We start from the raw sequence: 11,661 nt of genomic DNA on the forward strand, positions 1-11,661 counted from the left end.
ATTGTATTGGATTCCGTTTCCGCTTGAAATATAATATTCTTACGAATACATATAAGAAAATGGAAGTGGAGTTATTAACTATGCATAAGAGATTCGAGTTAACGCCATCTGCCGGACAACCATTCCCATTGTTTATCGAAAATATAGGACATCACGAAGATCAGGAGAAGTTAGTAAGGGATGAGGGGTATCCTTGTTACCATTGGCTGCAAACTTACTCAGGTGAGGGCGAGTTCTGGTTGGAGGGCAAAAGCTTCCGTATGCTCAGAGGTTCAGGCGTGCTGCTGCTTCCCGCAACGCCTCATGCGTATTGGGCCGTAACCGATCGATGGTGCACAGAGTATATTACGTTTGGCGGCAAACTCGCCGAGGTTATCCTAAGCACACTTGAATTGCATGAATCTGCACTATTCCGCTGGGAGGAGCATTCTCCGCTGCAAGCCGCTGTCGGGCAAATGATCGGTCATGCCGAAGCAGGGTCCGAGTACACAGGTTACGAAGCTTCTTCGGATTTGTATCACTTTTTAACGATGCTCAAAAAGCACGGTCAAGTAAATAACCGCGCTTCGATCACGAATCAGATTATGCTGCTCCAGCCTTTACTCGATTGGCTGGAGCTTGAATATGGCAACCCGGATATCGGGTTGGAGCAGATGGCATCAACACTGGCTGTAACTCCAAGACATATGAATACATTATTCCAACATGCTTTCGCGCTTTCGCCGTATTCATATCTGATCCTCCTCCGGCTCCGCAAATCCAAGGAAATGCTGCTGAACCGGCAGCACATGACCGTGAAGGATGTCGCGGAGCAGGTAGGGTTTCGCGATGCGAGCCACTTCGTGGCCAGCTTTCGCAAGCATGTCGGACTGACGCCGGAAAGGTTCCGTCAGATGAACTAGCTCCGCGCGGCTTCGGAGGCGCGGAGGTGCTTGGCCACGTCTTCGCGTGTAAGCGAAGACGCGAGCAGTGCATTACGATGCGCAGCAGAGGGCCACTTGGCGTCCAAGTGGTATTCCTTCAGCGCATCGGTGTCCTTGAGCAGATGGCCCGTCAGGATGCAGACGGCCGTCTCGTCCTTGTCCGCGATGCCGGCGCGGACAAGCTTGCGCAGCCCGGCGAGCGCAGCCGCCGACGCGGGCTCACAGCCGATGCCGCTGCGGTCGATGACCGCTTTGGCATCGAGGATTTCGGCGTCGCTGACGCTCGTCGTGACGCCGCCGGTCTCCTCCAGCACCCGCCGCGCTTTGCGCCAGCTTGGCGGGTTGCCGATGTTCAGCGCAGAGGCGCGGGTATAGGGCTCGCGCTGCGGCGCGAGCTCTTCCTTGGCCTCTGCAATCAGCTGATGGAAGGGACTCGCCCCTTCCGCCTGAACGACTGCGACGCGCGGCAGCCGCCGGATGAAACCGAGCTCCTTGAGATCGCGGAGCCCCTTGCCGAGCGCCGTCGCGTTGCTAAGGGCTCCTCCCGGAAGCACGATCCAGTCCGGGAGCTGCCAGTTCAAGGATTGAGCAATCTCGTACACGATGCTCTTCTGCCCTTCGATCCGAAGCGGGTTTACGGAGTTGCACACATACAACCCCAGCTCCTCCGCATGCTTTTCCAGAAAGAGAATACCGTCATCATAGGTGCCTTCAAAACTAATTACGGTCGCACCGTAAGCTAGGGTTTGCAGCACTTTATTAACGGAGATATCCTTATTGGGCACAAAGACGCAGGACGAATCCCCGCCGAATGCCGCATACATCGCTAAAGAGGAAGAAGTATTACCCGTTGAGGTGCATGTAAATTGCTTATAACCAAGAGCTCGGCCATGCGAAACCGCGACCGTCATCCCATTGTCTTTGAAAGAGCCGCTCGGATTCTCGCTTTGCGCTTTGAACCACAATCCTCGGATCCCCGCAAAAGACAATGCATACTCGGAGGCCGGATAGAGACCGGTATTTCCCTCGTATTTGGTGCAAATCATTTCTAGAGGCAGCTCTGGGGCGATCAGCTCCTTGTATCGCCATACGCCAGATGCGTAAGGGCTCATTCGCTCCGCAAGTCGTTCTGTGAACAAACGTTTCAACTTATCCGGATCCAGGCCCCGAAAATCGTTGACAGCTTCCAGCAAGCCTCCACAGGCACATTGATAAGCAAATTTATCCTCCGGGAGCAGCGCTCCGCAATCGAAACATATGAATTTCATACGACTAGCCTCCTAATTCATAAACTACCTGCCTTTTCAAGCCCTTACAACCGCAAGCCCTTTCTTTTCCCACTTCCTGGCTAACGCTTCGGGCAAACCGTTAGTTACAACGGTATGGACGGCATCTATGCCGCAAACATTGTATACATCTCGGCGGCCCCAATCATGTTCATCGACTAGAACAATTGTGCGTTCTGATTGTTTTATCGCGGTTTGCTTGATGGCCAAGCTTTCTTGCAAGCCTGTCGTAAGCTTGCCGTCTTCCGTAATGCCTGCTGGTTTTAGAAAACATTTGTCAAAATTCATTTGCTGCAGCATGTTAAGCGTAAACGGCCCGTAGCACGCTTCATCCTGCTTGTGAACGGTGCCGCCAAGCTGGATGAGGTTTACTCTGCGTACAAGCTCGGGCAAACCGTAAATACTATTCGTGACTACGGTCACATCCGGCATTTCACCAAGCTCATAAAACATTAAATGCGTGTAGCTAGATGACTCTATGAATACTGTCTCACCTGGCTGTATCAAAGCGACAGCCGTACGTGCAATCGGGCGCTTCCGCTCTGGTTCTCCCCGTTCCTGATAGGGAATGAAACCCGAGACACGGTTTACGGGAACCGCTCCGCCATGCGCTTTCTGAAGGAGGCCCCGGCTTTCCAAAGCACGCAAATCTTTGCGAATGGAGTCTTCGGTCACTCCAAACAGCGCAGCAAGTTGTTTCACTTCCACTCTGCCCTCTTTTTCCAGGAAGGCAATGATCTGATTCCTGCGCTCCTCATTGAACAATGAAGTTGATCCTGGTTTACTCATACCGGCTGGCCACCTAACTCGGATTGATCGATGCTTTCGGTGTTTCATATTGTTTTTTATCATTTAATTTATTATATTTTATTATTTATAATTATTCAATATTGTTTTTATTTGATCAACAGGAACCTGTAGCTTCCAATCATGCATTTCGGATCGGTAATAACAACATTGCCGTTGCCCCTGCGCGTATGGCTTGAATAACGAATCACGGTCTTTATTAATAGCACATTTTGACGCTAAATGATGGCGAAAAGGCCAAAAGAATGCCTTTAGCGAACAAAAGTCTATATCGAAAGAATTTTGTTCGCTAATTATAGTCATTGGTTCTATATTCGCCATTTTCTTAGGTAACTAGCTCGATTATTGCGTCCAAAAAGTCGTTATTAGCGAACAAATGTTCCAATAATGAAACCAGAGGCCGGATTCCCTTTTCCTTAAACCATATAACTCTTCTAAACAAAGAAAAACCCGGCCCTCATTGTGATGAGAGTTCGGGTTTTTTCGCAAAATTTCTTGCTATATAAAGCACTGGCGTGGAAGCAACGGAGATCACGAATTTGATGCCGTAGGTGGTCAGGAAAATTTGTGTCCATACGTTCCAGTCGTAGATGCCGCCGAATGCAATGCTGCAGAATACGAATGAATCCACCAATTGGCTGATTCCTGTACTTCCGTTGTTCCGAATCCAGAGCTGATTTCGGGCTGAAAATACTTTTTTCAAATAGGTGTAGATTCTCACATCTAAAAATTGAGAGATCAAGTATGCTGTCAAACTACCCAGTGCAATGCGCGGGAGCAGCCCGAAGATCGTTTCCAGAGAAGACTGGCCGATATCGGATTCTTGCGGCTTGAACACCATAGCCATCTGCATAATGATGATGGTCATAATGAGGGTGAAGAAGCCGAACCAGACGGCTTTCTTGGCATCTTTTTCCCCATATTTTTCATTCAGCAGGTCGGTCGTCAAATAGATGGTACCATACATCGTGTTGCCGAGTGTCATCACGAGACCGAACATGTCGATGGTTTTGACCACTTGGATATTCGCGAGCACCGTCGCCACGCCGACCCACGCATACAGCCCCTGTTTGCCGAAAATGCGATAGCAAATCAGAAACAACGCGAAGTTAACGAGGACAAACAGTATGCCCCATACAAAATTAAACATAAGAAGAAAGCCTCCTAGTTTTGATAACGCGGGAAGATCTCGAACCGCGGCTTTGTCTTGCAAAGCGTTGTTGATTATAACTTATCGGGACTAGGCAGTGTAGACTTTTTCCCGAAAATGCGCATGTAGACTAAACTGCTAATGATCACGACAGCTGCAAAAATGAGCAGCAGATTGCTGTAAGGAACCGCTTTTGTTGAACCCAAAATCGGATTCGTATAGAAGTTCATGATCCCGCCATCGATCAATTTGGCCACCAACGCCGTTCCAACAGCCCCGGAAATAAAGCTGATCAGGTTAAACAATCCCATTCCGACACCGGTCTCGTGAAGTTCCAATGTCAATGAAACACGGTTCGCCAAGGCGGTTTGGACAAATGAGAAACCGACATAGGTTGGCAAAAGCGCTGCAGAAACGAACCAAGGCGAATGGCCGACCATGAGGGCAATGGCAGCCAGACTAATGAACAGCAAGCCAAGACCGATATAAACAACAAAGTTATTTCCTTTGCGATCCGCCAGATTGCCTCCGATTGTCCCGAAGATGACGGCACAAATGGCACCAGGAAACAGGATGAGCCCGATCGTGCTCGTATTCAAGTCGTTAACCGAAGCCAGCATCAATGGAATGACAAACATGATGCCCATTACGGTGCAAAAGATAAGAAATCCGATGATCAATCCGCCTCGAAGCAGGCGATTTCGGAATAAGGCCGGTTCGATGAACGGCTCTTTGGCCCGGCGTATATGAACAATGAACCAGACGAGCAGCACCACGCTAATGGCGAGATAATACCATTGCGGGAATGACAAGTAAACGATAAGACCCGCTACCGTAAAAGCGACAAGGGCAGCTCCAAGGATATCGACGCTCCCTTTCTTGCCCTGTTCATCCGGTAAAATTTTGCGGAAAAACGGAATAGAAATTAACGTAAACAATGGTATGATGAACAAAAAGGTCCAATGGAACGTTCCGGAAATAAATCCGCCGACCACGGGTCCGACCGCAATGGCAAACGATACCGTGGATGTTAGAACACCGAATATTTTTCCGCGGTCTGCCGGAGAAAAGTAACGCGCGACGACAACCATAATCAGGGCTGGAATCGCTGAAGCGCCCGCGCCTTGAATGGCTCTAGCCAAGATGACAGTCGGGTACCATGCTTGCAGGGCAAAGCCGATAATAGAACCGGCGCTGTAAATTAGGATCCCGACAACAATCAGCTTTTTCAAGCTGAAGATGTCCGACAATCGGCCGTAAATAACGGAACCGATGCCGAAGAAAATGATGAAAGTCGTAAGCACCCAGCTCACACCTGTCGGCGTGATCGCATATTGCTTCGCGATCTCAGGCGTGGAGACATTGAAAACCGTTTCGTTCAACACGCCAAAAAAAATAAGAAAAATAATCCAAGGCACTGCCTTTTTGGCATCTATTACACTCTCTTGTGCCATGGTTGTTGCTGTTGCAGCTTGCATAGTTGCACCTCCACAGTTCTTTATCCTCAGCCATCTTATCACATGGTGGCTTAAAGCGGTCTGGAAAAAACAAATAAAATCAACTTAACTGTAATTTTATTGTTTACATTTTAACTGTAATAATAAATGTTATAGTTTAAGTTGTCAATATGGAAAAAAGGACGCATACAAGCGTCCCAGGATTCAAACTATGAACTTATGCTTTCTACTTCAACGGAAAACACCTGATTCAGCTGTTTCAACGTGTAGTATATTGATGTCGTTCTCCGTTTTTCAGAAGCGGAGATCACCACCTGAATTTTCTGCTTATCCTCGCTTACATCGTTAATTTTTATATGCTTCACTCTCATACCGTCTTCTTCAATCTCGTCAATCAACCGGGTCATATCCCGGATTTGAGGGACGACGATCGTCACAGACCAGTCACGTTCGCTTAGTTTGCGCGGTCCCAACAGTTTGATGGAACCTGGAAGAAGGTTAACGGCCGCGATGACGAGCACAACTGTGGTCAAGGCTTCTTTATAGAAACCAGCCCCGGTTGCGATACCTAGTGCCGAAGCCGTCCATACCATCGCCGCTGTCGTCAGTCCGGATATCACATCATTGCTTCTCCTCAAAATAACTCCGGCGCCTATAAAGCCGACACCGCTTACGATTTGCGCCGCAAGCCGAAGCGGATCCATGTTGGTATGGCCCGGAATGGAATATACTTGCACCGATCCGATCGAAACGATCGTAATCAGACAGCTTGCTACAGAAATAACCATACTCGTTTTGAGACCAAGCGGTTTATGTTTAAGTTGGCGATCTAGACCGATCAATGACCCGAGCAGCAAGGCGATAAATAATTTAATATAAGGATCATACCACATACCGGTTACCCCCTTTCTTTAATGGGAAGCACCACTGATATTAAGACCGATCACTCCAACCATGATCAACGCGATAAACGCAATTTTAGATAGAGTAAATCCTTCACCAAAAAATAAAATCCCAATTGTGGCGATCAAAGCCGTTCCCACACCGGACCATATCGCGTATGCCGTTCCGACTTCGATTTTTTTCAAAGCAAAACTAAGAATTGTAAAAGCCAGGCCATAGAACAAAAACATAAGAATTGAAGGAACAAGCTTCGTCAATCCTTGCGAAAATTTCATACTCGTTGTTCCGGCAATCTCGAACAATATGGCGAGTGACAAATATATCCAACTGATCCCGTCCACCTCCACTTCTTAACCATATTGCCTCATGAGATCGGGATAATTCGTTATTACGCCGTCAAGCCCGCTCTCAAGCATCTTTTCGTACCAATGTCTGGAGTTAACCGTGTAGGGATAAACTTTATAACCATATTCATGGCAATGGTGTATGTAATCTACATCCACAAAAGAAAAGTCAGGATGTAGACTATAAGCTGAAAACGGCAAGCCGACAACATAACTCCAAGGCTCGATAAGCCGGGTTGCAAACAACACGCCCAACTTCACATCCGGATGTATGCTTGCTGTCTTCCATAATGCATAATGGTCGAAAGAAGAGACGATGACACGGTCGAACATGTCAAATTTCTCAATCGCGCTAACAATTTTTTTTTCAATGCCTTCGTAATAGAAGGGAATATTTTTAATTTCCAGGTTAATGACGAGTTTCGTATCTGAAACAAGCGCCATGAACTCTTCCAACGTCGGCATGCGCTCCTCCGAAAACGAGGGACCGTACCAACTACCCGCGTCCAACTGCCGAAGTTCATCCAATGTGCAATCTTTTATCAGGCCAATACCGTTTGTAGTGCGCGTCAGTTCTTCATCATGACAAATAACGATATGACCGTCCTTTGTCTGCTGCAGGTCAAGCTCGATACCGTCGCTGCCCAACTTCATCGCCAACTGAAATGCTGCCATCGTATTTTCCGGTGCATAGCCGGATGCTCCCCTGTGGGCAATAATCATAACGCTCTTCCCTTCTTTATGAATATGTGCTGAAACGGCAGAACCGTATCAGCACATGTTGATTTCAGTTCTACTTGCCGTTTACTTTCTTGCTTTCCTCCAGCATTTTATTAATTTTACCTGCCAGTTCATCCAATACCGACTGAGGCGATTGACCACCGTACAGTTTTTCAATTGCTGTCGCGACTTCCAAACGGGCTTCCGGGAATACGGTAATTAAAGCTCCTTGCGTCGCAGTTGACGGCTTGGTTTTTTGCAGTTGATCTACCGCTACCAAGAACTGCGGGTATGTCGCATACGTATCTTTGAGCGACTTCTGCTCATAAGCCGCTTTCGTAATCGGGAAATACCCGGTGTTGGATGACCACTCCGCTTGCGTCTCGGGCTTAGCGATAAATTTCATGAAATTCCACGCCGCGTCTTTTTCCTCTTGGGCAACGTTTTTCATCATCCAGAGCGAAGCTCCTCCAACGACGACGCCTTGAGGTTGCTTGCCGTCAGGTACCGGCATGTAGCCTGTACCTACCTTGAACTTCGCGTTCTTCACATTGTATGTCGTATCGCCTGTTGTATCGAGATACATCGCCACTTTTCCAGCTTGGAATGCAGCGAGAATATCATCCCATTTTCTTCCGTAGTTGCCGAGTGATCCGTCTTTGTTCATATCATCCAGCCACTTGAAGATAGCCATGCCTTCCGGACCGTTGATCAGTGTTTTGCCAGGCGTTCCTTGACGGCCGTTTCCTTGATCGACGAAATCCGCCCCTTGATTAGCGAGCAGCTGCTCGATGAACCAGCTGTAAATGAGAATCGAAAAGCCTTTCTCATCACCCTTGGACAATTTCTTTGCCGCATCACGAATCTCGCTGAATGTTTTTGGAGGATGCTCCGGATCGAGACCCGCCTCTTTAAATTTATCAATATTATAGAAAAGAACAGGGTTAGACGCGTTGAAAGGAAGCGAGTACAACTTGCCGCCAACTTGGTAGTAACCTAAAATTCCTGGTTGCAACTGGGAAATATCATATTTTTCCTTATCGATAAAATCTTGAACCGGTTGAATGAATCCACTATCGATCATGTATTTCGTACCAATTTCATTCACTTGCACGACGGTCGGCGCTTCGGACGTAGAACCTACGGATTTCAGCTTCGTTAAAGCCTCTTCGTAGCTGCCCTGGAATACGGCTTCCACCTGCACTTTATTTTGCGAGGCGTTATACTTGTCTACGATGGTTTGCACATGCTTTCCAAGATCACCGCTCATTGCATGCCAGAATGTCACTTTCACTTTTCCATCGTTCGTTTTGCGTGCTTCCGAACGTTCGCTTTGACTCGCAGAATTGCTGCATCCGAAGCTGGATAAGACTAAAGCGAATACAAGAAGTAATACCATCCATTTCTTCATTTTTTCTACCCCTTTATCAATTAGTTTAATCTATCCTTTAACTGCCCCAGCCATTAAGCCGCGTTTCAGCTGCTTCAGGCCGAGGAACAGGAAAAGCAAGGTTGGGATAAGCACAATGACAACCCCCGCCATAACGACGGACCAATTCGTGCTCGTCTCTTGCGAAATCATCATTTTCAAACCGATTTGCACCGTGCGGACTTGATTGTTCGTTGTGGTAAGAAGCGGCCACAAGTACATGTTCCAGGTCGTTAAAAATCCATACACGCCTAGAGCGCTAATCATCGGTTTCGAAAGCGGTATAACGAACGATGCGAAAAACCGGAATCGGCCGCAGCCTTCCAACTCGGCACATTCCTGCAAATCCTTCGGAATCGTCAGAAAATGCTGCCGAAGCAGAAACGTTCCGAAAGCCAGGGCGAAGAATGGAGCCGATAAGCCCTGATATGTATTGATCCAATTCAAATGAACGATCGTCAGGTAGTTCGGAATCATGATCGCTTCCCACGGAATCATCATCGTGGAAATAAGCAGCATGAAGATCATATGCTTGCCTTTGAAATCGATAAACACGATGGCAAATGCAGCCAAACTGCAGACGATGATTTGTCCGATCATAACGGTGGACGATACGATAATGCTGTTCGTCATAAATTTCATGAGCGGAACGCTTTGGATCGCCTTGATGTGATTTTCAAAAGAAAACGATGTCGGAATCATTTTCCCTACCAAGAGCTGATCCGATCTTAGAAAGCTCGCCAAAACCGCATACAGAATCGGGAAAAAGATGACTAGCGCCGAAATCCCAAGCAGCGTGTATAGCAAAAAATGTTTGAACGCGGGTCTCATTGGTAATGCACCTTCTTTTCTCCAACCTTGAATTGGATGAGCGTGATGAACAGTACAAGAATAAACAGAATGATCGCTTGAGCGCTGGCTAAACCGAACTTATAATGAATAAAAGCATTTTGAAAGATCGAATATACGATCAAATTCGTAGATTCCGCAGGTCCGCCCTGGGTTAAAATATCGATTTGCCCGAACGACTGGAATGAATTGATAACGGTTACAATTACGACGAAAAATAAGCTTGGAGATACCATCGGCAATGTGATTTTAAATAACCTCGTCCAATAACCGGCACCGTCAATCGTAGCGCTCTCATACATATCTTCCGGAATGCCCTGCAGTCCGCCAAGCAAAATGATGAAGTTAAAACCAAGACCCATCCAAATGGACGGAATCGCAACCGAGATCAATGACCAATGCGTATCGGTCAACCACTTCACCGGCTCCATGCCTAGTGAGGGCAGCACGTTATTTAAGAAACCGACGCTCGGGTGAAAGATAAACATAAAGATGGTGGAACCCGCAGCAACCGATACACCGATCGTCGAGGAAAAGATAACACGGAAAAACTCGATTCCGCGTACTTTCTCACTAGCGATGATGGCAAGAAACAAGGCTAATCCGACACCAACGGGAACGGTATACAACACGTACAGGAAAGTAGACTTCATACTCGAGAGAAAACTGTCCGATGTTAACAGGGACGCATAATTGTCCAAACCTACGAACAGCACAGGCTCACCTTTGGCATTCGTCGAGAAAAAGCTGTAATATAGCGTTTTCACAATCGGGTAAAAAATAAATACCACCATCAGCAGAAGCATGGGAGTCAAATAAAGCATCCCCTGCCAATAGTTGGCCCAAACCTTTGATCTGCGCCCCTTTGCTATAGAAGCAGCATTAATTTGATGTTGCACCACATCAACGTTCATTCGTATAGCCCCCCTTTTTTTAACCAAACAAAAGAAGACCATTAACATAGAAGCATTTCCTTTTAAAAGGATTGCTGCTGCTTAACGGTCTTCTCCATGTCTCTAACCTATTTATTAACTTGTAGGCTCAGTATAAACCGGATTCTGAAAGAAATCAATACGAAAATTCAATTTTTTTTGAATTTTACAAAATGTATCCGCTTTAAATTGGAATATACGCTATATATTCAATATATTTTGAATATTAATAAATGTAGAAGTGAAAGCGATAAAAGTTATATAATGATTTCGAATTCATTATTTTCGAACGAATCTGAGCAGGTTGGGAAGTGAGAATGGATGCAAGACGAACAGCTATCGAATAAAAGACTGCAGCTCAAGGAAAAAGTAATCGAGGCGATTGCATTGACTATGGACTTATATGGGATCACTCCGTCCGTCGCCAAGTTATATGGGATCATGCTATTTGAAGATAGACCGATGACCCAGGAAGAAATGAAAGATATGATGGGAATGAGCAAAAGCAATATGAGCTATGCGGTTCGCGCTCTAATGGATTCCAAAATGATCATAAAACTTACTAACAAACAGGAACGAAAAGATCTGTATCAGGCTGAAAGTAATTTTTTCACCGCATTCCAAAACTTTTTTTCCACCAAATTGCAGCGCGAAATTGACGTGATGGGAAGCGCGATTGACGAGGTCAGCCCAGAACTCAAAGAACTCATTTTGGATATCGATACCCCGGAAGTCGTTCGGCAGCAAGCGCTAAAAGATTATCACAAGCTTGCACATGCAACGCAATACTATGCTTGGCTGCAAACTTTCGTCGAGCAAATTAAAGAAGGAAAAGTATTTCAACCAACGAGTGAAAACTGA

Annotated in this window: 12 protein-coding genes; 2 read left to right on the forward strand and 10 right to left on the reverse strand. The window is 46.6% G+C overall.

Translation table 11 applies throughout. The features are described from left to right. Positions 1-80: 80 nt before the first annotated feature. Positions 81-902: an AraC family transcriptional regulator gene (locus tag ACFQZT_RS13065; protein ID WP_379300377.1), complete on the forward strand. Its 822-nt coding sequence runs from the start codon at positions 81-83 to the stop codon at positions 900-902. Here ACFQZT_RS13065 and thrC read toward each other — a convergent pair. From thrC to ACFQZT_RS13115, 10 genes are all read right to left on the reverse strand, one after another. Continuing rightward, positions 899-2,191, reverse strand: coding sequence for a threonine synthase (gene thrC, locus ACFQZT_RS13070; RefSeq protein ID WP_379300379.1), 1,293 nt, complete (start codon positions 2,189-2,191; stop codon positions 899-901). The two genes, ACFQZT_RS13065 and thrC, sit on opposite strands and share 4 nt — an antisense overlap. Before the next feature lie 36 nt (positions 2,192-2,227). Beyond that, positions 2,228-2,998 (reverse strand): DeoR/GlpR family DNA-binding transcription regulator, encoded by a 771-nt coding sequence (locus ACFQZT_RS13075; protein ID WP_379300381.1) that lies wholly within the window; start codon positions 2,996-2,998, stop codon positions 2,228-2,230. 475 nt (positions 2,999-3,473) lie between these two features. Further along, complete coding sequence (locus ACFQZT_RS13080) at positions 3,474-4,166, reverse strand: queuosine precursor transporter (RefSeq protein ID WP_379300383.1); 693 nt, start codon at positions 4,164-4,166, stop codon at positions 3,474-3,476. Between the two features lie 74 nt (positions 4,167-4,240). After that, positions 4,241-5,644 (reverse strand): MFS transporter, encoded by a 1,404-nt coding sequence (locus ACFQZT_RS13085; RefSeq protein WP_379300385.1) that lies wholly within the window; start codon positions 5,642-5,644, stop codon positions 4,241-4,243. 188 nt (positions 5,645-5,832) lie between these two features. Beyond that, on the reverse strand, positions 5,833-6,516 hold the full coding sequence (locus ACFQZT_RS13090) for an MgtC/SapB family protein (RefSeq protein ID WP_379300387.1): 684 nt from the start codon (positions 6,514-6,516) through the stop codon (positions 5,833-5,835). Between the two features lie 18 nt (positions 6,517-6,534). Beyond that, a complete protein-coding gene (locus ACFQZT_RS13095) occupies positions 6,535-6,858 on the reverse strand; it encodes a DMT family transporter (protein ID WP_379300479.1) in 324 nt (107 codons plus the stop codon). An 18-nt stretch (positions 6,859-6,876) separates the two neighbouring features. After that, a complete protein-coding gene (locus tag ACFQZT_RS13100) occupies positions 6,877-7,593 on the reverse strand; it encodes a glycerophosphodiester phosphodiesterase (protein ID WP_379300390.1) in 717 nt (238 codons plus the stop codon). 70 nt (positions 7,594-7,663) lie between these two features. Beyond that, complete coding sequence (locus ACFQZT_RS13105; protein ID WP_379300392.1) at positions 7,664-9,001, reverse strand: ABC transporter substrate-binding protein; 1,338 nt, start codon at positions 8,999-9,001, stop codon at positions 7,664-7,666. A 30-nt stretch (positions 9,002-9,031) separates the two neighbouring features. After that, positions 9,032-9,850 carry a carbohydrate ABC transporter permease gene (locus ACFQZT_RS13110; protein ID WP_379300394.1) on the reverse strand — a complete coding sequence of 273 codons (819 nt, stop codon included), beginning with the start codon at positions 9,848-9,850 and terminating at the stop codon, positions 9,032-9,034. Next, on the reverse strand, positions 9,847-10,782 hold the full coding sequence (locus ACFQZT_RS13115; RefSeq protein ID WP_379300396.1) for a carbohydrate ABC transporter permease: 936 nt from the start codon (positions 10,780-10,782) through the stop codon (positions 9,847-9,849). Before ACFQZT_RS13115 ends, ACFQZT_RS13110 begins: the two co-directional genes overlap by 4 nt. Before the next feature lie 339 nt (positions 10,783-11,121). Here ACFQZT_RS13115 and ACFQZT_RS13120 point away from each other — a divergent pair, with 339 nt between their 5' ends. Then, positions 11,122-11,661 (forward strand): GbsR/MarR family transcriptional regulator, encoded by a 540-nt coding sequence (locus ACFQZT_RS13120; RefSeq protein WP_379300399.1) that lies wholly within the window; start codon positions 11,122-11,124, stop codon positions 11,659-11,661.

Origin of the sequence: Paenibacillus sp. GCM10027628 (genome assembly GCF_042676385.1) — a bacterium.
Lineage (GTDB): Bacteria > Bacillota > Bacilli > Paenibacillales > NBRC-103111 > Paenibacillus_E.

Coding starts and splice junctions, on each gene's coding strand:
- ACFQZT_RS13065 (WP_379300377.1), top strand. CDS start 81: ATGCATAAGAGATTCGAGTTAACGCCATCTGCCGGACAACCATTCCCA.
- thrC (WP_379300379.1), bottom strand. CDS start 2,191: ATGAAATTCATATGTTTCGATTGCGGAGCGCTGCTCCCGGAGGATAAA.
- ACFQZT_RS13075 (WP_379300381.1), bottom strand. CDS start 2,998: ATGAGTAAACCAGGATCAACTTCATTGTTCAATGAGGAGCGCAGGAAT.
- ACFQZT_RS13080 (WP_379300383.1), bottom strand. CDS start 4,166: ATGTTTAATTTTGTATGGGGCATACTGTTTGTCCTCGTTAACTTCGCG.
- ACFQZT_RS13085 (WP_379300385.1), bottom strand. CDS start 5,644: ATGCAAGCTGCAACAGCAACAACCATGGCACAAGAGAGTGTAATAGAT.
- ACFQZT_RS13090 (WP_379300387.1), bottom strand. CDS start 6,516: ATGTGGTATGATCCTTATATTAAATTATTTATCGCCTTGCTGCTCGGG.
- ACFQZT_RS13100 (WP_379300390.1), bottom strand. CDS start 7,593: ATGATTATTGCCCACAGGGGAGCATCCGGCTATGCACCGGAAAATACG.
- ACFQZT_RS13105 (WP_379300392.1), bottom strand. CDS start 9,001: ATGAAGAAATGGATGGTATTACTTCTTGTATTCGCTTTAGTCTTATCC.
- ACFQZT_RS13110 (WP_379300394.1), bottom strand. CDS start 9,850: ATGAGACCCGCGTTCAAACATTTTTTGCTATACACGCTGCTTGGGATT.
- ACFQZT_RS13115 (WP_379300396.1), bottom strand. CDS start 10,782: ATGAACGTTGATGTGGTGCAACATCAAATTAATGCTGCTTCTATAGCA.
- ACFQZT_RS13120 (WP_379300399.1), top strand. CDS start 11,122: ATGCAAGACGAACAGCTATCGAATAAAAGACTGCAGCTCAAGGAAAAA.